Source organism: Microbacterium sp. LMI13-1-1.1, from assembly GCF_040815625.1.
Lineage (GTDB): Bacteria > Actinomycetota > Actinomycetes > Actinomycetales > Microbacteriaceae > Microbacterium > Microbacterium forte.
Window position 1 is genome coordinate 450,213 of record NZ_JBFPNL010000006.1, and the last position, 25,061, is coordinate 475,273.

General features: G+C 67.7%; 25 protein-coding genes. 13 read left to right on the forward strand and 12 right to left on the reverse strand.

The window, feature by feature from the left end; genetic code table 11:
• Nucleotides 1–3: 3 nt before the first annotated feature.
• Both gndA and MRBLMI13_RS15605 read right to left on the reverse strand, forming a co-directional pair.
• Nucleotides 4–1,452, reverse strand: coding sequence for an NADP-dependent phosphogluconate dehydrogenase (gene gndA, locus MRBLMI13_RS15600; protein ID WP_042540310.1), 1,449 nt, complete (start codon nucleotides 1,450–1,452; stop codon nucleotides 4–6).
• 97 nt (nucleotides 1,453–1,549) lie between these two features.
• A complete protein-coding gene (locus MRBLMI13_RS15605; protein ID WP_256381367.1) occupies nucleotides 1,550–1,675 on the reverse strand; it encodes a hypothetical protein in 126 nt (41 codons plus the stop codon).
• 222 nt (nucleotides 1,676–1,897) lie between these two features.
• On the opposite strand from MRBLMI13_RS15605, the gene MRBLMI13_RS15610 reads away from it, so the two are divergent.
• Together MRBLMI13_RS15610 and pth are read left to right on the forward strand one after the other, a co-directional pair.
• Nucleotides 1,898–2,506 (forward strand): 50S ribosomal protein L25/general stress protein Ctc, encoded by a 609-nt coding sequence (locus MRBLMI13_RS15610; RefSeq protein ID WP_042540311.1) that lies wholly within the window; start codon nucleotides 1,898–1,900, stop codon nucleotides 2,504–2,506.
• A 119-nt stretch (nucleotides 2,507–2,625) separates the two neighbouring features.
• On the forward strand, nucleotides 2,626–3,207 hold the full coding sequence (gene pth, locus MRBLMI13_RS15615) for an aminoacyl-tRNA hydrolase (RefSeq protein ID WP_367823323.1): 582 nt from the start codon (nucleotides 2,626–2,628) through the stop codon (nucleotides 3,205–3,207).
• Nucleotides 3,208–3,239: 32 nt separating this feature from the next.
• Here pth and MRBLMI13_RS15620 read toward each other — a convergent pair whose 3' ends face one another.
• Together MRBLMI13_RS15620 and trpS are read right to left on the reverse strand one after the other, a co-directional pair.
• On the reverse strand, nucleotides 3,240–4,070 hold the full coding sequence (locus MRBLMI13_RS15620) for a hypothetical protein (RefSeq protein WP_367823321.1): 831 nt from the start codon (nucleotides 4,068–4,070) through the stop codon (nucleotides 3,240–3,242).
• Between the two features lie 24 nt (nucleotides 4,071–4,094).
• Nucleotides 4,095–5,099, reverse strand: a complete 1,005-nt coding sequence (gene trpS, locus MRBLMI13_RS15625) for a tryptophan--tRNA ligase (protein ID WP_367823319.1) — start codon at nucleotides 5,097–5,099, stop codon at nucleotides 4,095–4,097.
• A gap of 57 nt (nucleotides 5,100–5,156) precedes the next feature.
• On the opposite strand from trpS, the gene MRBLMI13_RS15630 reads away from it, so the two are divergent.
• On the forward strand, nucleotides 5,157–5,489 hold the full coding sequence (locus MRBLMI13_RS15630) for a hypothetical protein (RefSeq protein WP_367823317.1): 333 nt from the start codon (nucleotides 5,157–5,159) through the stop codon (nucleotides 5,487–5,489).
• Nucleotides 5,490–5,553: 64 nt separating this feature from the next.
• On the opposite strand, the gene MRBLMI13_RS15635 is transcribed toward MRBLMI13_RS15630, so the two are convergent.
• The 6 genes from MRBLMI13_RS15635 to sdhC form a co-directional block, all read right to left on the reverse strand.
• Complete coding sequence (locus tag MRBLMI13_RS15635) at nucleotides 5,554–6,396, reverse strand: exodeoxyribonuclease III (protein ID WP_367823315.1); 843 nt, start codon at nucleotides 6,394–6,396, stop codon at nucleotides 5,554–5,556.
• 10 nt (nucleotides 6,397–6,406) lie between these two features.
• Complete coding sequence (locus MRBLMI13_RS15640; RefSeq protein WP_367823313.1) at nucleotides 6,407–7,612, reverse strand: YihY/virulence factor BrkB family protein; 1,206 nt, start codon at nucleotides 7,610–7,612, stop codon at nucleotides 6,407–6,409.
• Nucleotides 7,613–7,688: 76 nt separating this feature from the next.
• Entirely contained in the window at nucleotides 7,689–8,456 is a 768-nt protein-coding gene (locus MRBLMI13_RS15645) for a succinate dehydrogenase iron-sulfur subunit (protein ID WP_042540321.1), read from the reverse strand.
• Nucleotides 8,457–8,458: 2 nt separating this feature from the next.
• Nucleotides 8,459–10,285, reverse strand: a complete 1,827-nt coding sequence (sdhA, locus tag MRBLMI13_RS15650; RefSeq protein WP_042540323.1) for a succinate dehydrogenase flavoprotein subunit — start codon at nucleotides 10,283–10,285, stop codon at nucleotides 8,459–8,461.
• Between the two features lie 19 nt (nucleotides 10,286–10,304).
• Nucleotides 10,305–10,748, reverse strand: coding sequence for a succinate dehydrogenase hydrophobic membrane anchor subunit (locus tag MRBLMI13_RS15655; protein WP_042540324.1), 444 nt, complete (start codon nucleotides 10,746–10,748; stop codon nucleotides 10,305–10,307).
• Nucleotides 10,748–11,182, reverse strand: a complete 435-nt coding sequence (gene sdhC / locus MRBLMI13_RS15660; RefSeq protein WP_072591539.1) for a succinate dehydrogenase, cytochrome b556 subunit — start codon at nucleotides 11,180–11,182, stop codon at nucleotides 10,748–10,750. The genes MRBLMI13_RS15655 and sdhC overlap by 1 nt, the downstream gene beginning before the upstream one ends.
• A 179-nt stretch (nucleotides 11,183–11,361) precedes the next feature.
• On the opposite strand from sdhC, the gene MRBLMI13_RS15665 reads away from it, so the two are divergent.
• The 10 genes from MRBLMI13_RS15665 (at nucleotide 11,362) to MRBLMI13_RS15710 (ending at nucleotide 22,870) form a co-directional block, all read left to right on the forward strand.
• Nucleotides 11,362–12,477 carry a mannose-1-phosphate guanylyltransferase gene (locus MRBLMI13_RS15665; protein WP_042540325.1) on the forward strand — a complete coding sequence of 372 codons (1,116 nt, stop codon included), beginning with the start codon at nucleotides 11,362–11,364 and terminating at the stop codon, nucleotides 12,475–12,477.
• A gap of 147 nt (nucleotides 12,478–12,624) precedes the next feature.
• A complete protein-coding gene (locus MRBLMI13_RS15670; RefSeq protein ID WP_056373402.1) occupies nucleotides 12,625–13,737 on the forward strand; it encodes a BMP family lipoprotein in 1,113 nt (370 codons plus the stop codon).
• A 161-nt stretch (nucleotides 13,738–13,898) separates the two neighbouring features.
• The gene (locus MRBLMI13_RS15675; protein WP_042536468.1) at nucleotides 13,899–15,413 is read left to right on the forward strand and encodes an ABC transporter ATP-binding protein; all 1,515 of its coding nucleotides are present in this window, start codon (nucleotides 13,899–13,901) and stop codon (nucleotides 15,411–15,413) included.
• Entirely contained in the window at nucleotides 15,410–16,729 is a 1,320-nt protein-coding gene (locus MRBLMI13_RS15680) for an ABC transporter permease (protein WP_042536469.1), read from the forward strand. Before MRBLMI13_RS15675 ends, MRBLMI13_RS15680 begins: the two co-directional genes overlap by 4 nt.
• Entirely contained in the window at nucleotides 16,726–18,012 is a 1,287-nt protein-coding gene (locus MRBLMI13_RS15685) for an ABC transporter permease (protein WP_042536470.1), read from the forward strand. Before MRBLMI13_RS15680 ends, MRBLMI13_RS15685 begins: the two co-directional genes overlap by 4 nt.
• Nucleotides 18,013–18,019: 7 nt before the next feature.
• A complete protein-coding gene (locus MRBLMI13_RS15690) occupies nucleotides 18,020–18,418 on the forward strand; it encodes a cytidine deaminase (protein ID WP_042536471.1) in 399 nt (132 codons plus the stop codon).
• Nucleotides 18,415–19,707: a thymidine phosphorylase gene (locus MRBLMI13_RS15695; protein ID WP_042536472.1), complete on the forward strand. Its 1,293-nt coding sequence runs from the start codon at nucleotides 18,415–18,417 to the stop codon at nucleotides 19,705–19,707. Before MRBLMI13_RS15690 ends, MRBLMI13_RS15695 begins: the two co-directional genes overlap by 4 nt.
• Nucleotides 19,708–19,759: 52 nt before the next feature.
• On the forward strand, nucleotides 19,760–20,875 hold the full coding sequence (locus MRBLMI13_RS15700; RefSeq protein WP_309690014.1) for an adenosine deaminase: 1,116 nt from the start codon (nucleotides 19,760–19,762) through the stop codon (nucleotides 20,873–20,875).
• 3 nt (nucleotides 20,876–20,878) lie between these two features.
• Entirely contained in the window at nucleotides 20,879–21,982 is a 1,104-nt protein-coding gene (locus MRBLMI13_RS15705) for a polysaccharide deacetylase family protein (RefSeq protein WP_367823306.1), read from the forward strand.
• Nucleotides 21,983–22,012: 30 nt separating this feature from the next.
• Complete coding sequence (locus tag MRBLMI13_RS15710; protein WP_367823304.1) at nucleotides 22,013–22,870, forward strand: carbohydrate kinase family protein; 858 nt, start codon at nucleotides 22,013–22,015, stop codon at nucleotides 22,868–22,870.
• A gap of 33 nt (nucleotides 22,871–22,903) precedes the next feature.
• Here MRBLMI13_RS15710 and MRBLMI13_RS15715 read toward each other — a convergent pair whose 3' ends face one another.
• Nucleotides 22,904–23,653 (reverse strand): alpha/beta hydrolase, encoded by a 750-nt coding sequence (locus MRBLMI13_RS15715; RefSeq protein WP_367823302.1) that lies wholly within the window; start codon nucleotides 23,651–23,653, stop codon nucleotides 22,904–22,906.
• Nucleotides 23,654–23,700: 47 nt separating this feature from the next.
• Nucleotides 23,701–25,005, reverse strand: a complete 1,305-nt coding sequence (locus MRBLMI13_RS15720; RefSeq protein WP_367823300.1) for a flavin-containing monooxygenase — start codon at nucleotides 25,003–25,005, stop codon at nucleotides 23,701–23,703.
• Nucleotides 25,006–25,061: the final 56 nt, after the last annotated feature.

Genomic DNA, 25,061 nt, shown 5'->3' on the forward strand with positions numbered 1-25,061 from the left:
CGCTCAGTGCGTGTCTTCGGCTTCGATCTCGGTGCGGTCGCCCGACCACTGCGTGTGGAACGTGCCCGGCTTGTCGATGCGCTTGTAGGTGTGCGCACCGAAGAAGTCGCGCTGTCCCTGCACGAGGGCGGCCGGGAGGCGGTCGGCGCGGATGCCGTCGTAGTACGACAGCGACGACGAGAACGCCGGAGCGGGGATGCCGGCCTGAGCCGCCGCGACCACGACGCGACGCCACGGCGCCTGCGCGCGGGTGATCGCCTCAGTGAAGTAGGGAGCCGTCAGCAGCACGGGCAGGCCGGGCTCTGCGGCGTAGGCGTCGGCGATGCGGTTGAGGAACTGCGCACGGATGATGCAGCCGCCGCGCCAGATCTTGCTGATCGCACCGAGGTCGATGTTCCAGCCGTACTCTGCCGCGCCCGCGCGGATCTCGTCGAAGCCCTGCGAGTAGGCGACGATCTTCGAGGCGTAGAGCGCGAGACGCACGTCCTCGATGAACGCGGCCTCGTCGGCGACGGTGAACGCGTCGTCAGGGCCGGGAAGGGAGCCTGCGACCTCGCGCTGCTCGGGGTGCGACGACAGCGATCGGGCGAAGGTGGCCTCGGCGATACCCGAGACGGGAACGCCGAGCGACAGGGCGGTCTGCACGGTCCACGCGCCGGTGCCCTTGGCCCCGGCCTGGTCGAGGATGACGTCGACGAGCGGCTTGCCGGTCTCGGCATCCACCTGGCGCAGCACCTCTGCGGTGATCTCGATCAGGTACGACTCGAGCTCGCCCTTGTTCCACTCGGCGAAGATCTCGGCGATCTCGGCGGGGGACTTGCCCGTGCCGCGACGGATGAGGTCGTAGGCCTCGGCGATCAGCTGCATGTCGGCGTACTCGATGCCGTTGTGCACCATCTTGACGAAGTGGCCCGCGCCGTCGTGGCCGACGTGCGTGACGCACGGCTCGCCCTCGGCGATCGCGGCGATCGACTTGAGGATCGGGCCGAGGGTGATCCAGGACTCGTCCGAGCCGCCGGGCATGATCGACGGGCCTGTGAGCGCGCCCTCTTCGCCGCCCGAGATGCCGGCGCCGACGAAGTTGATGCCCGTCTCGCGGACGGCCTTCTCGCGGCGGATCGTGTCGGGGAAGTACGCGTTGCCGCCGTCGACGATGATGTCGCCCGGCTCGAAGACCTCGACGAGCGAGTCGATCACGGCGTCGGTCGGGCCGCCGGCCTTGACCATGATGATCGCCGTGCGCGGCTTCTGCAGCGAGTCGGCGAACTCCTGGTACGTCTTGGCCGGGATGAAGCCGGCCTCAGGGTGCTCGGAGACGAGCGTCTCGGTCTTCTCGTAGCTGCGGTTGAAGATCGCCACCGTGTTGCCCTCGCGGCTGGCGAGGTTGCGGGCGAGGTTCGAACCCATGACGGCGAGTCCGACGACTCCGATGTTCGCTGATGCTTCGGGCACAGATGGCTCCTAGATCGAGAAGAAGGGGATGCTCCCAGATTATCGCGGCGTCCGGGGTGGTGCTCCCGTGTGACGGGTGGTGTCGGACGCGAGGAGATCAGTCCTTGCGGTACCCCGAGCGCCCGAGCGAGAACAGAGCCGCGAAGGTGAAGCCTGCGGCGCACACGGTCATCGCGCCGATGAGCCAGGCGATCGCGTGGGAGAAGAAGACACCGTCGAGCATGTGGGAACTCCATGTTCTGCAGAGAGGGGATCGGTGTTCTCAGCCTATCGGCTCATCCGGTACCATGAGAGGAGTACCTCGGCGAGGGATGCTTCTGCGCGTGCGCTGGCATCCGTTATCGACGCGGCGAAGCAAGCCGGTGGCTTTCCTCACGTGTCTGCGTTCGAGAACAATTCCAAGACCACCGCGTAGCTGTCGCTGCGTGCCCCGAAGGAGAACCCCATGTCTGAAGACACCAAGGTCAAGGCCGAGCTCCGCGAGAGCTTCGGCAAGGGCTTCGCCCGTCGTCTGCGCGCCGCAGGCAAGATCCCCGCCGTCATCTACGGTCACGGCACCGACCCCGTGCACGTCGCACTGCCCGGCCACCAGGTCTCGCTGATCATCCGCCGCGCGAACGCGCTGCTCGAGCTCGACATCGACGGCAAGGACCAGCTCGCCCTCGTCAAGGATGTCCAGCGCGACCCGGTGCACCAGATCATCGAGCACATCGACCTGCTGGTCGTTCGCAAGGGCGAGAAGGTCACGATCGACGTTCCCGTCATCGTCACCGGAGAGCCGGCTCCCGGCACGATCGTCAACCAGGACGCGAACACGATCTCGATCGAGGCCGAGGCCACGCACCTGCCGCAGAACGTCGAGGTCTCGGTCGAGGGTCTCGAAGAGGGCGCGCACATCACCGCCGCCGACGTCACGCTCCCCAAGGGCTCGACGCTGCTGACCGACCCCGAGGTGCTCGTCGTCGCGATCGCGATCCCGGCCGAGGAGTCGCTGGGTGAGGACGAGGCCGGAGCCGACGAGGCTTCCGCCGAGGAGGCTCCCGCCGCGGAGTGATCTCCGCAGGCGCAGCGCACAGCTGACTGCATCACAGAGGGGGCGCGAGCAGATCGCGCCCCCTCTGTCGTATCCTGACCCGGGCACCGCGAAGGGCCCGCATGCGAGAGGACGATCACATGGCATCCACCTGGCTCGTGGTGGGGCTCGGCAACCCCGGCCCGCGATACGAGGCCACGCGCCACAACATCGGCCAGATGGTCGTCGACGAGCTCGCCTCGCGTCGTGGCGAGAGCTTTCGCGAGCACAAGGGCGGGGCACGTGTCGTCGAGACCTGGGTGCGTCCGGGCGGTGACAAGCTCGTGCTGGCCAAGCCCAACACGTTCATGAACGTCTCCGGCACGCCGGTGGCGGCTCTCGCTCGCTTCTACTCGGTGCCGCCGGAGCAGGTCATCGTCGTCCACGACGAGCTCGACATCCCCTTCGACACCGTCAAGCTCAAGATCGGCGGAGGCCACGGCGGACACAACGGGGTGCGCGACATCGCCCGCGCCCTCACCACGCCGGAGTTCCCGCGGGTGCGCGTCGGCATCGGTCGCCCGGTGGGTCGACAGGACCCCGCCGATTGGGTGCTCTCGCCGTTCGGCAAAGACGAGCGCGCGAACCTGCCGATTCTCGTGTCAGACGGGGCGGACGCGGTCGAGCTGCTCGTCGAGGAGGGCCTGCTCTCCGCGCAGCAGAAGCACCACGCGCCACGCTGAGCCGAACGAGGTGCGGTCGTCGCACCGCTTCGTTACGGCAGGAAGCCGGTCGCGGTGCCGGTCGACAGGGTGACCAGCAGCACGACCCAGAAGATGATCGGGCCGAGCACCGCGACGACGAGTGCAGTGATGCCCGCGCCGCGCGCCTGCTTCTTGCGAATCGCGATGATGCCGATGACGATGGCGGCGATGCCGAGGATCGTCCCTGTCCAGAACGAGATCTCCGCCCACAGCACCTGGTCCCGCGCGGGCGAGAGGATCGACAGGAAGTCGGGATCGGTCGTGTCGAGACCGCCCGGGAGACGACGACCGATGTCGAAGCCGGCGACTCCGGCGACGATCGGCGTGACGACAGCGGCCACGATCGCCAGGGTCAGCGCCAGGATGCCCATCAGCCCGGACTTCTTCTCCCCGGTGATCGGCGCCTGATACGCGCCTGCGGGCGCCGAGTAGCCACCGACCGGAACCTGGTAGGCGCCGGGAGGAGCCGCCTGGTAGGTCGGTGCGCCGGGCTGCTGACCCGCGGGATGCGGGTACACGGGGGCGCCCGTCGGTGCCGGGTATGCGGGTGCGGGCTGACCGGCGGAGAACGGCTGGGTCGGGGCGGCGGGAGCGGGGAAGGCCTGTTCGCCGTGTGCGGCGGGAGCCGCGGGGGGTGCGCCCTGGTAGACGGGAGGCGCGCCCTGGTACGCGGGCGGAGCCGGAGGCGTCGAGTACGAAGGCGGTGCGGGCGGCGCCGGCGTCGAGATCTGCGGCGCCGGCGACGACACGGGCGATGCGGACTGCGGCTGCTCCTCGTCCGACCGGGGCACGGGAGGCACAGGGGGGACGGCACCGGACGGGGGCTGCTGCGGATCAGTCACGCCCCCATCCTATGGCTGTCGAGGTCAGACGCGACGAAGCAGTCCGACCCGGTCGTAGACCGCTCCGAGGGTCGCGTCGGCGACGGCATCCGCGCGCGCAGCGTTCTGCGCGAGGATCCGATCGAGCTCGGCCGGGTCGTCGAGAAGCTCGAGTGCACGAGCACGCACGGGTTCGAACTCGTTCACGACCACTTCGGCGAGCCCCTTCTTGAAGTCGCCGTAGCCGCGGCCCGCATACTCGTCTTCGATCGAGGGAACCTGTCGTCCTGAGAGCGCCGCGTAGATGGCCAGCAGGTTCGAGACGCCGGGCTTGCTCTCGCGATCGAAGCGGACCGAGCCTTCGTTGTCGGTCACCGCGCGCATGATCTTCTTCGCCGACTTCGCCGGGTCGTCGAGCATCCACAGCACGCCCGCGTCGCTCTCTGCCGACTTCGACATCTTCGACGTCGGGTTCTGGAGGTCGTAGATGCGCGCCGTGTCCTTCTGGATCACGGGTCGCGGCACGACGAACGTCTCTCCGAACCGCGAATTGAAGCGCTCGGCCAGGTCTCGCGTGAGCTCGACGTGCTGCTTCTGGTCATCGCCGACAGGCACGACGTCGGTCTGGTAGAGCAGGATGTCGGCGGCCATCAGCACCGGGTAGGTGAACAGGCCGACGCTCGTCGCGTCGGCGCCGTAGCGCGCGGACTTGTCTTTGAACTGGGTCATGCGGCCGGCTTCACCGAAACCCGTGATCGTCGAGAGGATCCAGGCGAGCTCCGCGTGCGCGCGGACGTGCGACTGCACATACAGCGTCGACAGCGAGGGCTCGATGCCCGCGGCGATGTACTGGGCGGCGGTCCGGCGGGTCTTCTCACGCAGCTCCGCGGGGTCCTGTGCGACCGTGAGCGCGTGCAGGTCGACCACCGAGAAATACGCGTCGTACGAGCTCTGCAGGTCCCGCCACTGCAGGAGCGCTCCGATGTAGTTGCCGATCTGCAGAGAGTCGGCGGAGGGCTGCATTCCTGAGTAGAGGCGAGGTTTCGTCACGGTATCAATCCTATGGGGGTGGTGGTGGTCCGCGAGCCGGCGGGGGAGACTCCCTCCATGACGACTGCTCCGGATGTCGCCGGCGCCGATAGGGAACGCGGCGATGGCATCTCTCGCATCATCGGAGTCGTGCTCACGGTGCTGTTCGGCGCACCGTTCGTCCTGCTCGCGTGGATGGCGCTGAGCAGCCGGTTCGGATGGACGAGCGGCGACCCGCACGGCTATGGGATCATCTTCGGCACGTTCCTCGCGCTCATCGCCGGGATCCTCGTCGCGATCGCGGTGCCGCTCGTGTTCCCGCGCGCACTCAGGGGCACGGCCTACCTGTGGAGCATGGTCGGCTACCTCGCGATCGCGGCCGGGCTGATCGTCGCTCTCGTCACGGCCTGATCGCATCAAGATCAAGACCCAGACCGCAACCCAGACCGAGACCGCGGGCAGTCGGTGCGAAGGGTCAGTAGGTGTAGTCGACCACGACCGGAGCGTGGTCGCTCCAGCGCTGGTCGTACGCGGCCGCGCGGGCGACGTGATAGGCCGTGACCCGCTCGGCGAGCGCGGGAGTCGCGAGGTGGTAGTCGATGCGCCACCCCGAATCGTTGTCGAATGCCTGACCGCGCATCGACCACCACGTGTACGGCCCGTCGACCTCACCGTGGAACACGCGCCCGACGTCGACCCAGCCGAGACCGGTGCCGGTCGAGCCGTCTGCGGACTCGACCGTCTCGCCCGCCGCTCCGAGGAACCGGTCGAAGTACGCGCGCTCGCGGGGGAGGAAACCGGCCTTGTTGCGGTTGCCCCGCCAGTTCTTGATGTCGAGTTCGCGATGGCCGACGTTCAGGTCACCGGTCACGAGAGCGAGCGCGCCGTCATCATCGCCGAGGTCCGCGAGACGCACACCGAACGCATCGAGGAACTTCCACTTCTCCTCCTGCTTCGGAGTGTCGGCCTCGCCGCTGTGCACGTAGGCGCTGACCACCGTGAGCGGGCGGTCTCCGATGAGGAAATCAGCTTCGATCCAGCGTCCCTTCGAATCGAAGTCGTCGTCGCCGAACTCGGTGCGGGAGGCGATGGCCGGCACGCGGCTCGCGATCGCCACGCCGGCGCGTCCCTTGGCCGTGGCCTCATCGTGCACGAACGTCCATCCGGGAAGCGCGGCCTCGAGGTGCTCGTCCTGCCCGCGGACCTCCTGCAGCGTCAGGATGTCGACGTCGGCCGCATCGAGCCAGCTGCTCATACCGTTGCGAGCCGCCGCTCGGATTCCGTTGACATTGACCGAGGCGATACGCAGATGAGGCATGCTCACCAGCCTAACGAGGGCCGCCGACATCCTTGGACGGACGCTGCAGATCGGCCAGCAGACGCTGGGCGAAGGCGGAGCTCGCATCGACGGGCGGGGGAGCGGAGGCCTCCAGGTCGGCGAGCTCCTGCTCCGTCGCATGCACGGCCCTGGCGGCGGCCCAGGCGCGGTACCACGGAGCCGTCGCGCGAGCCTCGTGCGCCTCGCGCACGCGGATGCGGGCTGCTGCCACCAGGGTCTGGTGTTCAGCCGCCCGCCGCTCCGCGTCGGACTGGGCCAGCAGCGGCAGGTCACGATCCTTCGCCGCGACGGCGATCCACGAGGAGGCGACCAGCATCACCACGCCGTTCACCCTGAACCACAGCAGCAGACCGATGAAGATCGCGAACGTGGCGAGCAGCGGATTCGTCGGCGTGTAGCTCAGCAGGAATCCCGCGCCGAACTGGAGGATCGTCATCGCCCCGCCGCCGAGGAGCGCGCCCGGCCAGATCGTGCTCCAGTGCAGGGATGTGCCGGTGAGGAAGCGCACCATCGCCGCGAGTGCGCCCGACAGCAGCGCGAAGGACACGAGCACTGTGCCGATCCGGATGCTGGTGAGGCCGTCGAGGGCGGATCCCCATCCCAGCAGGCTCAGGATCCAGCTCATCGCGACCGCGCTGGCGGAGCTGAGCAGCGAACCGGCGATCAGCGACGCTCCGAAGATCAGCGCGGCGAGCAGATCCCTCGCCTTCAGGATGACGTAGCTGCGGCGGTCGGGCGGCAGGCCGAAGATGTCGCGCGTCGCGCGCCGCGAGAACGTCACCCAGCCGATGGCCGTCCAGATCACGGTTCCGAGTGCGATCAGACCGGTGATGCTGAGCAGCCCGGTCGTGCTCGCAGCGATCTCCTGCACCTGCTGCGGGGTGAACACCCCGCCCTCGTCCTGGATCAGGTTGGGGATGTAGCTGTTGATGATGTCGATCATGCCGTCGACCGCTTCGGTGCTGCCTCCGAGCCAGAGACCGGCGATGGCGAAGGCGAGATAGATCGCCGCGAAGATCGCGAACAGCGCCTGGTAGCTCACGCCCGCTGCGAGGAGGAACCCGTTGTGCTGCAGGAAGTGACGCCACACGCGCACGGGGAACAGCCCGAGCGTGCGCTGGGTCAGTGCGGTGGCCCGTTCGACGGCCGCGTCGAGGCGGCGGGGCTCGCTCTCGGCGCCAGCAGGATCAGACACATCCTCACCCTATCCACACAGAGAGAACGGGCGGACTCCGTGAAGGAGCCCGCCCGTCGTCGTCAGCGCGCGAGGGTCACGGACGACCGCGAAGCACTGCCTGCTTGACCTCGGCGATGGCCTTGGTGACCTCGATGCCGCGGGGGCAGGCCTCGGAGCAGTTGAAGGTCGTGCGGCAGCGCCAGACGCCCTCCTTGTCGTTGAGGATGTCGAGACGGACCGCAGCGTTGTCATCGCGGGAGTCGAAGATGAAGCGGTGCGCGTTCACGATCGCCGCGGGTCCGAAGTACTGACCGTCGGTCCAGAAGACGGGGCACGACGAGGTGCACGCGGCGCAGAGGATGCACTTGGTCGTGTCGTCGAAGATCTCGCGATCCGCGATCGACTGGACCCGCTCCTTGCCCTTCTCCGGCACCGAGTTCGCGACGAGGAACGGCTGCACCTCGCGGTACGACGCGAAGAACGGCTCCATGTCGACGACGAGGTCCTTCTCGAGCGGCAGGCCCTTGATCGCCTCGACGTAGATCGGCTTCGAGATGTCGAGGTCCTTGATCAGCGTCTTGCACGCCAGGCGGTTGCGGCCGTTGATGCGCATCGCGTCAGAGCCGCAGATGCCGTGGGCGCACGAGCGGCGGAACGTGAGCGAGCCGTCGACCTCCCACTTGATCTTGTGCAGGGCGTCGAGGACGCGGTCGGTCGAGTACAGCTCCACGTCGTAGTCGACCCAGTGCGGCTCGGAGTCGATCTCGGGGTCGAATCGACGGATGTTGAACGTGACGATGAAGGACTGGATGCCCGTGTCCTGCGTCGTGTCTGCGGGAGCTTCGGCGATGGCGTTCGACATGCTCAGTACTTCCTCTCCATCGGCGGGTAGTTCAACTCGCCCTGCTCGTTCTTCGTGAACACGACCGGCTTCCAGTCGAGCTTGATGTGATCGCTCGGAGTGGAGGAGTGCGGATCGCCCGTGAGATAGGCCATCGTGTGCTGCATGTACTTCTCGTCGTTGCGGGTGGGGAAGTCGTCGCGCATGTGGCCGCCCCGGCTCTCCTCACGGTTCTGCGCGGCATAGACGACGACCTCGGCGATGTCGAGCAGGAAGCCCAGCTCGACGGCCTCGAGCAGGTCGGTGTTGAACCGCTTGCCCTTGTCGTCGACGTGCACGTTCATGTAGCGGTCGCGCAGTTCCTTGATGACGCCGAGCACGTGCTCGAGCGACTCGTGCGTGCGGAAGACCTGCGCGCCCTTGTCCATCTCGTCCTGCAGCGCCTTGCGGAGCACGGCGATGCGCTCGGTGCCCTGGTTGTTGCGCAGGCCCTCGAGCATCCCGGAGACGAACCCGGCGGGGTTCTCCGGAAGCGGCACGAATTCGGCGGTCTTGACGTACTCCACCGCATTGCGGCCTGCGCGCTTGCCGAACACGTTGATGTCGAGCAGCGAGTTGGTGCCGAGACGGTTGGCGCCGTGCACCGAGACGCAGGCGCACTCGCCGGCGGCGTAGAGACCCGGGACGACGGTGGTGTTGTCGGCGAGAACCTCTGCGTCGTTGTTCGTGGGGATGCCGCCCATCGCGTAGTGGGCCGTCGGCATCACCGGCACGGGCTCGACGACCGGGTCGACACCCAGGTACGTGCGGGCGAACTCGGTGATGTCGGGCAGCTTGGTCTCGAGAACCTCGGCACCCAGGTGAGTGCAGTCCAGCAGCACGTAGTCCTTGTGAGGACCGGCGCCGCGGCCTTCGGCCACCTCCTGCACCATGCAGCGGGCGACGATGTCGCGAGGTGCGAGGTCCTTGATCGTCGGTGCGTAGCGCTCCATGAAGCGCTCACCCGAGGCGTTGCGCAGAATGGCTCCCTCGCCGCGGGCGCCCTCGGTGAGGAGGATGCCGAGTCCGGCCAGTCCGGTCGGGTGGAACTGGAAGAACTCGAGGTCCTCGAGGGGGAGGCCCTTTCGCCAGACGATGCCGACACCGTCACCCGTGAGGGTGTGCGCGTTCGAGGTCGTCTTGAAGATCTTGCCGAAGCCGCCGGTCGCGAAGATCACGGCCTTGGCCTGGAACACGTGCAGCTCACCGGTCGAGAGGTCGTATGCGACGACGCCCGAGATCTGGGTCTTGCCGTCGGCGTCCTTCACCGTGAGCAGGTCGAGGACGTAGAACTCGTTGAAGAAGTTGATGCCGAGCTTGACGCAGTTCTGGAACAGCGTCTGCAGGATCATGTGACCGGTGCGGTCGGCGGCGTAGCATGCGCGGCGCACCGGGGTCTTGCCGTGCTCGGCGGTGTGGCCGCCGAATCGACGCTGGTCGATCTTGCCCTCGGGCGTGCGGTTGAAGGGGAGGCCCATGTTCTCGAGGTCGATGACCGCGTCGATCGCCTCTTTGGCGAGGATCTCCGCAGCGTCCTGGTCGACCAGGTAGTCGCCGCCCTTGACGGTGTCGAAGGTGTGCCACTCCCAGCTGTCCTCCTCGACGTTCGCGAGCGCAGCCGCCATGCCGCCCTGCGCCGCACCGGTGTGCGACCGCGTCGGGTAGAGCTTGGAGATGACCGCGGTCTTCGCGCCGGAGCCTGCCTCGATGGCCGCTCGCATGCCGGCGCCGCCGGCGCCCACGATCACGATGTCGAACTGGTGGTAGTGCACGCCGTCGCGCACGACGGAATCCTGGGTCTCGGTAGTCACTTCTCGTATGCCTTCTCTTCTACTTGCCCAGCGTCTGGCACTGTTCCCACAGTGTGCTCGACTCGGTCACGCCGAGGCACGGGTCGAACGTGAAGACGACCAGGGTGCCGAGGATGATGAGCAGGGCCGCGGCCAGGCCGAGGGCCCAGATCAGCGCCTTGCGAGCGGTGTTGTTCGTCACGTAGTCGTTGACGATCGTGCGCATGCCGTTGGCGCCGTGGATCAGCGCGAGCCAGAGCATGAGGACGTCCCACCACTGCCAGAACGGCGTGGCGAACTTTCCGGCGATGAACGCGAAGTCCAGGGCGTGGATGCCCTCGCCGACCATCAGGTTGATGAACAGGTGTCCGAAGATGAGCACGACGAGCACGAGGCCGGAGGCGCGCATGAAGAGCCAGCCCCACTTCTCGAGGTTGAATCCGCGCTGACGGCGGACAGGGGCTGCGACGGTCTGAGCGGTCATCAGTGTCCTCCTCCGAAGCCGGCGAACGCGAGCATCAGGTGACGAGGCACGAAGCCCGCCATGATGATGCCCCACACCAGAAGCACGCCCCAGAAAAGCTGGCGCTGGTACTTGGCACCCTTGGACCAGAAGTCGACGGCGATGATGCGCAGGCCGTTCATCGCGTGGAACACGATGCCTGCCACCAGCACGACCTCGCCGAGCGCCATGATCGGGTTCTTGTACGTGCCGATGACGGCGTTGTACGCCTCGGGGGAGACCCTGATGAGTGCAGTGTCGAGCACATGCACCAACAGGAAGAAGAAGATGGCGACTCCGGTGATGCGGTGAAGCACCCACGACCACATGCCTTCGCGACCCCGGTAGAGGGTGCCGCGTGGCGTCTTGGAAGTGGTTTCCGAAATCGACGGTGTCAAGCGAGCGCTTGTGGACACGGTCGTCCTCCCTGGATCGAAGTGACTCGGTCGCGTGCAGTGCGTCTTCCAAGCGTGAGCCTGCTGTCATCAGGCACGGCCGATCGGACACCATCCTATTCCCGTGAGACGACTGCGGGCGACGAAGGGGAGCCTAAGTGTCTCGATGTCGAGACTTTCCGTGGGGATACCCTGGCAGGGTGAGCCAACCCATCGAGAACTTCTACGCCGTGATCCCTGCCGGCGGAATCGGCAGCCGACTCTGGCCTCTCTCCCGCGCGGACGCGCCGAAGTTCCTGCACGATCTCACGGGTTCCGGGCACTCCCTGCTGCGCGACACGTGGGACAGGCTGGAGCCGTTGGCCGGGGCCGACCGGATCGCCGTGGTCACCGGCCGGGCCCACCGCGCGGCGGTGGAGGCGGAACTGCCCGGAATACCGGATCTGAATGTGTTCCTGGAGTCGGAGCCGCGCGAGTCCGCGGCGGCGATCGGGTTGGCGGCCGCAGTCCTGCATCGGAGAGACCCCGACGTGATCATCGGCTCGTTCAGCGCCGACCACGTCATCCGCAGCACGCGTGTGTTCGAGTTCGCCGTCCGCGACGCCGTCGAGGTCGCGCGCGAGGGATACATCTGCACGATCGGCATCTCTCCGACCGAGCCTGCGATCGGCTTCGGCTACATCAAGAGGGGCGCGGAGCTCCTCGTCGAAGGGGCGCGCGAGGCCGCCCTGGTCGAGAGCTTCGTCGAGAAGCCCGACCTCGAGACCGCCAAGGCCTACTTCGCCGACCGCGGCTACCTCTGGAACGCCGGAATGTTCATCGCCAAGGCGAGCGTGCTGCTCGATGAGCTCGCCGCGAACGAGCCGGCCCTGCACGCCGGGCTGCTCGAGCTCGCCGAGGCATGGGACGACCGTGAGCGCCGCGGCCCCGCCGTGGATCGGATCTGGCCCGGGCTGAAGAAGATCGCGATCGACTACGCGGTGGCGGAGCCGGCTGCGCGACGCGGACGCCTCGCGGTCGTGCCAGGGCACTTCGACTGGGACGACGTGGGGGACTTCGCCTCCCTCACCAAGCTCATCAACAACGGTCGGAAGAACGACCTCGCCGTGCTCGGGCCGAAAGCCCGGGTGCTGTCGGACGCTGCCAGCGGGATCCTGGTCAGTCAGACCTCTCGCGTGATCAGCCTGATCGGCGTGAAGGACATCGTGGTGGTCGACACGCCAGACGCTCTGCTCGTCACGACGATAGAACATGCGCAGCGAGTGAAGGGTGTCGTCGAGTCCCTGAAGCTGACGGGGCGGAGCGACGTGCTCTGATGAGCACGCACCGTCGCTCATCGGCTGTCTTGGTTTCAGGTTTGTAACCATTCGCCAGCGCTTCGCCCTCGTGCATGCACAAAAGTCGAAACACTAGGTAACTTTGAGCGATCCGCGAGGGCCGCGGCACCGTTCAGGAGGCATGAGTTGACCATCTCCACCACCAAGAAGCTGCTCGGCGCGACCATCGCCGCTGGCGTCGTCTTCGCACTTGCCGGCTGCGGCCAGGCTCCCACCGAATCGGGCGGAACCGGCGGCGGCGAGGCTGACTCCGACTTCATCCCCTGCCTCGTCTCGGACGCGGGCGGCTGGAACGACAAGTCGTTCAACCAGTCCGCCAAGGAGGGCATGGACCGCGCAGCGGAGACTCTCGGCGTCAAGCCGATCGAGTTCGAGTCCGCCAACGACAACGACTACGCGCCCAACCTCGAGACCGCTGTCTCGGAGGGCTGCTCGCTCATCGTCGCAGTCGGCTTCAAGCTCTCCGCCGCGACCGTCGAGTCCGCTCTCGCCAACCCCGAGATCGACTACGCGATCATCGATGACTATGCCGACAACGACTTCGACGGCACCACCGATGCTCCCAACATCAAGCCCCTCGTCTTCGACACGGCTCAGGCCGCCTACCTCGGTGGCTACGCCGCCGCCGGCTGGTCTGCTGCATCGGGCGTGAACAAGGTCGGCACCTTCGGCGGAATGCAGATCCCGTCGGTCGCCGTGTTCATGGACGGCTTCCAGCTCGGCGTCGAGAAGTACAACGAGGACAAGTCGGGCGCCGTCGAGGTCTTCGGCTGGGACGCCGCCACGCAGAAGGGCTCCTTCACCGGCGGCTTCGACGCGAACGACACCGCCAAGCAGACCGCCCAGGGCGTGCTCGACCAGGGCGTCGACGTGATCCTCCCGGTCGGTGGACCGATCTACCAGAGTGCTGCGGCGGCCATCGCCGACAGCGGCAAGGACACGCTGCTGGTCGGCGTCGACAGCGACCTCGCGGTGGCCGATGAGAGCGTGGCCGATGTCACCCTCTTCTCGATCATGAAGGCCATCGACGTCGCCGTCGAGGACGCGACCGTCGCCGCATCCGAGGGCGATTTCGACCCGGCTCCCTACATCGGCACGCTCGAGAACGAGGGCGTCAAGCTCTCGGGCTTCGGTGCCTTCGAGGGCGACCTGCCCGACGGGCTGCTCGATGAGATCTCGGCTCTGCAGGAGCAGATCATCTCGGGTGACATCACGGTGGAGTCGGAGAACTCCCCGTAAGCAGTTCACATCCATGGCGGGGCGAGTGGTGCAAGCGGCCACTCGCCCCGCGCCGTGGACGGACGATGACGACTGTTCGCGGCGCATCCGGGCGATCCCCGTGCGATGCGCCGGAGATTCTTCGGACTCTTCTGGATGACACTTCTGGATAAGGTGCAGATATGAAGCTCGAACTTCGCGGTATCACCAAGCGGTTCGGAACCCTGGTGGCCAACGACCACATCGACCTGGTCGTCGAGCCGGGGCAGATCCATGCGCTGCTCGGCGAGAACGGTGCAGGCAAGTCCACTCTGATGAACGTCCTCTACGGGCTGTATCAGGCCGACGAGGGCGAGATCCTCCTGGACGACGTCGTCCAGCGGTTCCGCGGCCCCGGCGACGCGATGAACGCCGGCATCGGAATGGTGCATCAGCACTTCATGCTCGTCCCGGTGTTCACGGTGGCGGAGAACGTCATGCTCGGCCACGAGCAGACCAAGGGCCTGGGCACCCTCGACATCACGAAGGCGCGTGAGCACGTCCGCTCCGTCGCCGCCCGCTTCGGATTCGACATCGACCCTGATGCCATCGTCGGCGACCTCCCCGTCGGCGTGCAGCAGCGGGTCGAGATCATCAAGGCGCTCTCGCGCGACGCCAAGGTCCTGGTCTTCGACGAGCCCACCGCTGTGCTCACGCCGCAGGAGACCGACGAGCTGATGGGCATCATGCGTCAGCTGCGGGACGAAGGCACGGCGATCGTCTTCATCACCCACAAGCTGCGTGAGGTGCGCGAGGTCGCGGACACGATCACGATCGTCCGCCTCGGCCGCATCGTCGGCGAGGCATCGCCCACGGCGACCAACGCCGAGCTGGCCTCTCTGATGGTCGGACGCGCGGTCGAGCTCACCGTGCACAAGGACCCGCCGCGCCTCGGTGAGGGCGGCCTCGAGGTCAAGGGACTGCGCGTGCTCACCTCCGCGGGGGCGATCGTCGTCGACGGCATCGACTTCTCCGTGCGCCCTGGCGAAGTGCTCGCCGTGGCCGGAGTGCAGGGCAACGGGCAGACCGAGCTGGTCGAGGCCATCGTCGGCCTCGCGGCCAGGGTCGAAGGATCGATCACCCTCGGAGGCACCGAACTGGTCGGCAAGAGCGTGCGAGCGATCCTCGACGCGGGTGTCGGCTTCGTGCCCGAGGACCGCACCGAGGATGGACTCGTCGCAGGCTTCTCTGTCGCGGAGAACCTGATCCTCGACCGCACCGGCGACGAGGAGTTCAGCCGGGGTGGGACCATCCGGCGATCTGCGCTCGAGGACTTCGCCCGCGCACGGATCAGCGAGTACGACATCCGCACGCAGGGCCCGCACACCGCGGCAGGCACCCTCTCAGGAGGAAACCAGCAGAAGGTCGTGATCGCACGCGAGATGAGCCGCGAGCTCAAACTGCTCGTCGCCGCGCAGCCGACCCGTGGAGTCGACGTCGGCTCCATCGAGTTCATCCACAAGCGGATCATCGAGACGAGAGACGCGGGCATCCCCGTCGTGGTCGTCTCGACCGAGCTCGACGAGGTGGCGGCTCTCGCCGACCGCATCGCCGTCATGTACAGAGGCACGATCGTCGGGATCGTTCCCGGCGACACCCCGCGCGAGACGCTGGGACTGATGATGGCGGGCGCCGCCGAGGGAGAGGTGGCCGCATGAGCGGTACGACGCCACACGGGAGCGACTCGGTGGGACGGGGTTCCGCCGATCAGCTCTCGGTGAACACGACCACGACGCCGCGCGATACGGGCGAGGTTCCGCCGCCCCCGCGCGGCAACGTGATCCTGAAGGAGATGCTCCGCGGCAGCGCCGTCACGACGATCCTCGCGATCTTCCTGGCTCTGGTCGTCGGCGGCATCCTGATCGCCTTCACCAACGAGGACGTGCTGGAGGCATCCGGCTACTTCTTCCAGCGTCCGAGCGACACCTTCGCCGCGATCTGGAACGCGGTCTACAACGGCTACGAGGCGCTCTTCCGCGGAGCGATCTTCAACGCACGCGGTGCGGACTTCGCGGCGCAGATCCGCCCGTTGACCAACACGCTGGGCTTCGCGGCGCCCCTGATCGCCGCCGGTCTCGGCGTCGCCCTCGCCTTCCGCGTCGGCCTGTTCAACATCGGTGCGCGCGGTCAGATGCTCATCGGCGTGGCGGCCGCTGGTCTCCTCACCTTCCAGCTCGACCTGCCGTTCTGGCTGCACATCCCGGTCACCCTGATCGCCGGCATCGCCGGCGGAGCGCTGTGGGGCGCGATCGCCGGTCTGCTCAAGGCGCGCACGGGCGCGCACGAGGTCATCCTCACGATCATGCTCAACTACGTGGCGTACTACCTGCTGCTGTGGATGATCCGCACACCCGGTCTGCTGCAGAAGCCCGGCACGAATCAGGCCCTCGGCTACGCCACCCCTGAGAGCGCGCAGTTCCCCGAGCTCCTCGGGCCGCAGTTCCCGCTGCTCGACCTCGGGTTCGTGATCGTGATCATCGCGACCCTCTTCGTCTGGTGGCTGATCGAGCGCTCGTCGCTCGGAATGCGGATGCGCGCCGTGGGTGAGAACCCGCACGCCGCGCGCGCAGCCGGAATCAGCGTGCAGCGCGTCTACGTCTACGCGATGCTCCTGGCCGGTGCTCTCGCCGGTCTGGCCGGCATGAACCAGGTGCAGGGTGCGGTCACGACCGGTATCACCGAGACGATCGACGCCGGGATCGGCTTCGACGCGATCACCGTCGCCCTGCTCGGCCGCAGCCGTGCATGGGGCACCTTCGCGGCGGGCATCCTGTTCGGTGCCCTGAAGGCGGGCTCGTTCTCGATGCAGGCGCAGGACATCCCGGTCGACATCGTGCTCGTTGTGCAGTCGCTCGTCGTGCTGTTCATCGCCGCGCCGCCTCTGCTGCGCGCAGTGTTCTTCCTGCCGAAGTCCGACCTCGAGAAGGCGGCCAAGGCGAGAGCCAAAGCCACGAAGAAGGCGGTGACCGCATGACCTCCCTCGTCCAGAGCGAAGCCGCCGACGGAACCGTGCAGCTCGCCACCGTGCGCGAGCGGCACCTGAAAGCGCCGATCGTCCTCGCCGCAGCCACCGTGCTGCTGGCGCTCCTCTTCCTGCTCGTGCCACGCAGCGGCACCAGCAGCTTCCGACTCAACGACCCGTCGTCGCCGTTCGCGCTGCCCGACGTGGCGCTGCCGACCGGGCCGACCAGCTGGGTCGTCATCGTGATCCTCGCGCTGCTGTCGGTGCTTGCGTTCCTGCGGGCGTGGACGTACCGCAAGCCGTCGATCTGGCTGGTGATCGCCTTCAGCGTGATCGCCGTCTTCGGGTTCCTCGTGTGGGCGGGCGCCGGTGGCCTCGTTCCCGTCAGCAGCCTGCTCTTCGGAGCCGTCTCCCTCTCCGTTCCCCTCGTGTTCGGCGCCCTCGGCGGCGTCATCGGCGAGCGGGCGGGCGTGGTCAACGTCGCGATCGAAGGCCAGCTGCTCCTCGGCGCGTTCTCTGCCGCGCTGCTCTCGAGCGTCACCGGCAGTCCGTTCATCGGACTGCTGGGTGCGATGCTCGGCGGCGTGCTCGTCGCCGCCGTGCTGGCCGCGTTCGCGATCAAGTACCTCGTCGAGCAGGTCATCGTCGGTGTCGTGCTCAACGTGCTCGTCAGCGGTCTCACCGGGTTCCTCTACGGCGCGCTGCTCGCACCGAACGAGGCAGAGCTCAACACCCCGGTGCGCTTCAGCCGCATCGAGATCCCGCTGCTCAGCGACATCCCCATCATCGGTCCGGTGCTCTTCAACCAGACGTTCATCGTCTACCTCATGTTCATCACCGTCGCCATCGTCGCCTGGGGCCTGTACCGCACGAAGTGGGGCCTCCGGGTCCGCGCCGTCGGCGAGCACCCGCAGGCCGCGGACACGGTCGGCATCAAGGTCAACTCGACGCGGTTCTGGAACGTGCTGCTCGCGGGCGCGATCGCCGGCATCGGCGGCGCGTACTTCACGCTCGTCTCGGTGCCGCAGTTCGGCAAGGACATGACCGCTGGTCTCGGCTTCATCGCCCTCGCCGCCGTGATCTTCGGACGCTGGGATCCGATTCGCGCGACGCTCGCCGCCCTGCTGTTCGGCTTCGCGACGAACCTGCAGAACCTGCTGTCGATCCTCAAGACACCGATCCCCGGCGAGTTCATGCTGATGCTCCCGTATGTCGTGACGCTTCTCGCGGTCGCCGGTTTCGCCGGTCAGATCCGCGGGCCGGCGGCCAGCGGCAAGCCGTACATAAAGTCCTAGGAGAGACATGACCGACATCGACTGGGACGAGCTTCGCCAGGTCGCGACAGACGCCATGACCAAGGCCTATGCGCCGTACTCGCGGTACCGGGTGGGAGCCGCCGCCCTCGTCGGCGACGGTCGCATCGTCGCCGGCTGCAACGTCGAGAACGCGTCGTACGGGGTGACCCTGTGCGCCGAGTGCGCGCTGGTGGGTGACCTGCACATGTCCGGTGGCGGCCAGCTCGTCGCCTTCGTGTGCGTGAACAACGACGGACAGACGATCATGCCGTGCGGCCGCTGCCGCCAACTGCTCTACGAGCACGCGATGCCCGGGATGCTGCTGGAGACCGTCTCCGGCATCCGGACCATCGATGAAGTACTGCCGGATGCGTTCGGCCCCCGAGACCTGGAGGACGCCCGATGAGCGTTGAACCCTTCGACGCCGTCGATGTGATCCGTGCCAAGCGTGACGGAGGTGCCGTGCCAGAGAAGGCACTGCGCTGGATGGTCGACGCCTATACGCGCGGCTACGTGTCGGACGCGCAGATGGCCTCGTTCGCGATGGCCGTCTTCCAGCGCGGCATGGAGCGTGACGAGATCCGCGTGCTCACCGACGCCATGATCGCCTCGGGGGAGCGGATGAGCTTCGCGACCCTCGGCAAGAAGACGGTCGACAAGCACTCGACCGGAGGAGTGGGCGACAAGATCACCCTGCCGCTCGCACCGTTGGTCGCCGTGTTCGGCGTGGCGGTGCCGCAGCTCTCCGGCCGAGGACTCGGCCACACCGGCGGCACGCTCGACAAGCTCGAGTCGATCCCCGGCTGGCGTGCCGCGCTCAGCAATGAAGAGATCTTCGCGCAGATGCAGGGAGATGTGGGCGCGGTGATCTGCGCCGCAGGTTCGGGTCTCGCTCCTGCAGACAAGAAGCTCTATGCTCTGCGCGATGTCACCGGCACGGTCGAGGCGATCCCGCTGATCGCGTCGAGCATCATGTCGAAGAAGATCGCCGAAGGCACGGACGCGCTGGTGCTCGACGTGAAGTTCGGCTCGGGCGCGTTCATGCAGGACATCGATCGGGCACGCGAACTCGCGCGCACGATGGTCGCCCTCGGAACCGACTCCGGCGTCGCCACGACGGCACTGCTCACCGACATGAACGTGCCCCTCGGGCGAGCGATCGGCAACGCCAACGAGGTTCGCGAGTCCGTCGAGGTGCTGGCAGGCGGAGGCCCCTCCGACGTCCGCGAACTGACGATCGCCCTGGCGCGCGAGATGCTCGCGCTCGCAGGACAGCCGGATGCCGATGTCGAGGCCGCTCTCGACGACGGACGTGCGATGGACGGCTGGAAGGCCATGATCCGCGCGCAGGACGGCGACCCCGACGCACCGCTGCCGACGGCACGCGAGACGCACGTGGTCACTGCTCCCGCCGACGGCGTGGTGTCGCAGATGGACGCGCTGCCGTTCGGCATCGCGGCGTGGCGTCTCGGTGCAGGACGCGCGCGGGCCGAGGACCCGGTCATCTTCGAAGCCGGCATCGATCTGCACGCCAAGCCCGGCGACCGCGTCGTGGCCGGCCAGCCGCTGTTCACCCTCTCCGCCGCTGATGAGGCCAGGTTCCCTCGCGCGCTCGAGGCCCTCGAGGGCGCATGGGCGATCGGCGACGAGGCTCCGGCGGCCGGTCCGATCGTGCGCGAGCGCATCACGGCCTGATCCGCGGACCGCTAGCCTGAACACAGCGAATCCGCGACCGAGAGGAATCCCCATGTCGATCGACGCGAACGGCGATGTCACCATCCAGGGAGCGTCTCTGCGCAGCCTGCCCAAGGTGTCCCTGCACGACCACCTCGACGGCGCAGTGCGCCCGTCGACCATCGTCGAACTGGCGGATGCGATCGGCGTCGATGTGCCGGAGTCGAACCCTGCCGCTCTCGGCAAGTGGATCGCGAAGAAGAGCGACTCGGGTTCTCTGGTCGAGTACCTCAAGACGTTCGATCTGACGACCGCGGTCATGCAGACGACGGAGGGGCTGACCCGCGTCGCACGCGAGTTCGTGCAGGACCTCGCGACCGACGGAGTGATCTACGGCGAGGTGCGCTGGGCGCCCGAACAGCACCTCACCCGCGGTCTCTCGCTCGAGCAGGCCGTCGAGGCCGTGCAGCAGGGCATCGAGGAGGGCGAGGACGCCGCTGACCGCGACGGGCACAGCATCCGCGTCGGCCAGCTGATCACAGCGATGCGTCACACCGACCGCTCTCGTGAGATCGCAGAGCTCGCGGTCGGGTTCCGCGGACGCGGGGCCGTCGGATTCGACATCGCCGGCCCGGAGGACGGATTCCCCGCCTCGAACCATCGAGCCGCCTTCGACTACCTGGCCGAGAACTTCTTCCCCGTCACGGTGCACGCGGGAGAAGCCGCCGGTTCGGCCTCGATCCGTTCGGCGCTCATCGACGGGCGAGCGCTGCGCCTCGGCCACGGCGTGCGCATCGCCGAGGACCTGCAGGTGATCACCCAGGAGGGCGACGAGGTGCAGGTGCAGTTCGGCGACCTCGCCCGCTGGGTGCGCGACCGCGAGATCCCGCTCGAGCTCTCGCCGTCATCGAACCTGCAGACCGGGGCGATCGCTGCGTGGGGCGACACCCTCGCCGATCATCCCTTCGACCTGCTCTACCAGCTCGGTTTCGCCGTCACGGTGAACGTAGACAACCGCACGATGAGCGCCACGTCTCTCACGCGCGAGCTCGCCAACCTCGTCGAGACGTTCGAGTACGACCTCGACGATCTCGAGACCTTCCAGTTCAACGCCGCGGCCGCAGCCTTCCTGCCGGTCGAGGAGCGCGAAGAGCTCGTGGAGATGATCGCCGACGGATTCGACATCTAGATCATGGCTTCCGGGGGGAAGCGACGCCGCATCGGGGTCGCACTGATCATCAGCGCCGTCGTCGTGCTCGCGGCAGGCGCGACAGCGGCATACGCCTGGTCGACGCGAGCGCCGGAGGAGAGCGTTCCGCGCGCCGGTGCGGACGTCATCGAGCGTCCGCTGACACCCGCTCAGCAGCTGCTCGCCGATGCCGACGATCCGCTGGCGTGCGCGGTGAGCTTCTTCGGCGATGGGGCCCCGGCCGAGCCCATGCTGCAGAGGCAGGACGCCCTCTACGCGGCGCTTCCGATCCCCGTGCAGGATGGGCGGGTGTTCGCGGGGTGGTACACCACCGATGCGGATGCCGCCGCATACACCGTCGCCGCGCGGGTGAACGGCGCCGATCCCGTCGCCTGCGTCGATCAGCAGACCGAACTGTTCGCCGGGTGGACGACCCCCGAGGCGAACGCCGCTGCCGATGTGCAGGTGCCGATCCTGATGTACCACCAGTTCACGACGAACCCGGACGGCGAGACGGGGTGGCTGCGCGGCAACTACGCGTACATCGGCGACTTCGATGCGCAGATGACTCACATCGCGACGACGGGGTTCTATCTTCCGACCTGGGACGAGCTCAGCGCGTTCATCGACGGGCGCCTCTCGCTGCCCGCCCGCTCGGTGATCATCACCGACGACGACGCCGACCAGACCTGGTTCGATCTGGCGGTTCCGGTGATCGAGCGGAACAAGCTCCTGTCGACGTCGTTCATGATCACGGCCTACCGGCAGGATCCGCCGCCGTCGATCTACGTGCTGCGCCGTTCGCACACCCACGACATGCATCAGGCCGGCGAGAACGGCAAGGGCCGGATGACGAACTGGACGGCCGACGAGATCGCGGCCGACCTGAATCTCTCAGGGGATGTGCTCGGGGTGCGCGAGGTGATCGCGTATCCGTTCGGGCACTACAACGACACCGCGAAGCAGGGTGTCGCACAGGCCGGCTTCGAGATGGCCCGCACCATCGAACCCGGGTACGTCGAGATCGGGACCGACAAGCTCGCGCTGCCGGTCGTGCGCATCGACTACGGAATGGGTCTGGACTCGCTGATCAAGCGGATCGGCTGATCAGGCGGCCGCACGGGGCAGGATGGAGCCATGACCGCATCCGTCTTCATCGCAGGCCCCGTCTCGTGGAACTCGATCGTCGTGCTCGATCGCCTGCCGGAGCCCGTGCCCCACATGCAGTTCGCCGAGGACTCGTGGGAGACGACAGGCGGCACGAGTGCCGGAAAGGCGCTCAGCCTCACCGCGCTCGGACGCCCCACGCTGCTGTACGCGGTGAGTGCGGCGGACGAGCCGGGTCAGCGCGTGCGGGGTGCTCTCGATCGGGTAGGTGTGCGCACCCTGTGGGGTGAGGGAGACGTCACGGAGCGCCATCTGAACCTCATGACCCGTCGCGGCGAGCGCGTGTCGCTCTATCTCGCGTCGCCCTCGGCGACCGGCGGTGCCGATGACGCTGCTCTGGTCTCTGCGATGCGAGAGGCCGATGCGATCGTGCTCGACCTCGCGGCGGAGCCCCTGAGGCTGCTTCCCGTGGCCAGAGCCACCGGGCGCCCGATCTGGGTCGACGTGCACGACTACGACGGCGAGGCCGACTTCCACACACCGTTCCTCGATGCGGCGGACGTCGTGTTCTGCAACGCCGACCGCCTCGCCGATCCGGTGGCGTTTCTCCGTTCGCGCATCTCGGCGGGAGCGTCGCTCGCAGTGTGCACGCTCGGCGCGGAGGGCGCTGTGGCGATCGATGCAGACGGCGTGGAGCACCGCGTCGCGGCCGTGCCCGTCGACGTCGTCGACACGAACGGCGCCGGCGACGCCTTCCTCGCCGGTGTGCTCGACGCCCGGCTCTCCGGCGCCGACGTGCCGTCGGCTCTCCGCGCGGGCGCGCGGACGGCGTCGGGGGTGCTCGGCACCAGGCACCTGCATCCGCTGCTCGATCCCGTGATCGTCTGACACCGGGGGCCTCGGACGCGGGCCGAGAGCAGATCAGCCCTGGGAGAGCTCAGCCATGAAGGGGTTCAGGAGCTCGGCGACCTCGGCATGCATCTCGTCGTCCGCGATGGTCGGCGTCCCGTCGCCGGCCTGAGGGCCGTAGTCGCCGAATGACGCGTGGGATGCGCCCTCGATCTCGACCATCTCGGCGTCGGCGGGGAGCAGGTCGCGGGCCGCGTCGATCTTCTCGGGCGTCGAGAGCCCGTCTTCGCTGCCCGAGATGCTCAGCACTGCGAGGTCGGTGTCGGAGACATCGTTCGAGCAGTACGACCCGAACAGCACGAGCGCATCGGCGTCTGCGGCGAGCTGGCACGCGCGCACGCCGCCCAGCGAGTGACCTCCGACCGCCCACTCGTCGATGTCGGGAGCCGCCGACGTGAAGGAATCCAGGCCGCGCAGGTCGAAGAACGCGAGGTTCAGCCACGGGCGGGTGATCACGACCGTCACGCCCTCCTCGGCGAGGCTCTGCAGGATCGCGGCGTACGCCCACGGGTCCACCTTCGCCCCGGGGATGAACACCAGACCCGTCTCGGACTCGCCGTCGGCGGGGGTGAGGACGATTCCCTGCTCGGCGTCTTCGACGTGGATCGCCGGGTTCTCCCGGACGCTCGCCAGCGGTGCCTTCTCGGCGGGCATCACCCCGATCTGGCTCCAGGCGACGATGCCGCCGATTCCGAGCACGAGGACGGCGACGAGTCCCCAGACGATCACTTTCAGGACACGACGGCCACGCTTCTTCTGCACGGATCAAGGCTAGAGCCTGCGCATGTGAACGGCCTCTGCCGCGAGGATCAGGGCCGCCGCCCCGTCTGGTCTTCCAGCGCGTGCTTCTCGCGGCGGACGGCACCGCGGTAGGCGTCCTTGTTGACGTAGTAGGCCATGCGGTCGAGTCCGAGGTAGCGATAGCCACCGGTGACATCGGGCCACGGCTGCGAGGTCACCCGGTCTCGGAACCGGGTCGCGGTGTCCGGGTCGTGCTCGAGGGCGTCGAGATAGGCCGCCAGCAGGTCGGCCTGCTCGTATCGTCCCTGCCAGCCGATGCCGGATGCCTCGATCATTCCCATGACGTACAGGCCGTTGAACGAGGCGGGGAAGATGTTCAGGAACAGCCGAGGGGCCGCGCCGCGCCAGTGCAGGTGCGCGCGGTCGACGAACGGATAGTCGAGCGTGTAGCCGGTCGCGAGGAGCACGAGGTCGTAGTCGTCGGCCGTGCCGTCGCGGAACCGCACGGTCGAGCCGTCGAACCGGTCGATGTCCGGGCGGATGCGCAGGTCGCCCTGGCCGAGGTGGTTGAGGATCATGGTGTTGACGATCGGATGCGATTCGTAGATGCGATAGTCGGGCTTCGGGAAGCCGAAGCGCACCGGGTCGCCGGTGAATGCCCGCAGCACGCGGCTGTCGACGGCCTGCTTGATGCGTGCGGGCAGCGGACGACCCTGGTTGAGGGTGTCGCTCGGGCGACCGAAGAGATACCGCGGGACGAAGTAGTAGCCGCGACGCACACTCATGTCGACGGACGCGGCGTGATGCACGGCATCCACCGCGATGTCGCAGCCCGAGTTGCCCGCGCCGATCAGGAGCACGCGCCTGCCCGCGAGCTGGGCGGGGGACCGGTAGGCGCTGGTGTGCATCAGCTCACCGGTGAAGGTGCCCGGGAAGGCGGGGATGTTCGGTTCGGCCAGAGTGCCGTTCGCGAGCACGACGCCGGCGTACCACCTGGTGTGCTCGCCATCGGGGCCGTCGCTGGTGAGGTCCCAGCCGCCGCCCTGCGGTTCGAGACGGGTGACCTTCGTCTCGAACCGGAAGCGGTCGGTGAGCCCGAAGTGGTCGGCATAGTCGCGGAAGTACTGCCGCAGCACGCGGTGGCCCGGGTAGTCGACCGTCGATCGCAGGGGGAACTCGGTGAATTCGGTGGTGGTACGTGAGGAGATCAGGTGCGCCGACTCGTACATGGTGCTGCGCGGGTTGTCGATGTCCCAGAGTCCACCGACCCCTGCCGCGGCTTCGTATCCGTCGACGCCGATCCCACGTCTCGTGAGCGCGCGGGCGGCAGCGAGTCCTGACGGCCCCGCGCCGATGACGGCGTATCTGTTCATGCTGCTCCCGCACCTCGCTGTGCGCGCACCTGCGCCCTCCGCCGATCGTATCGGCA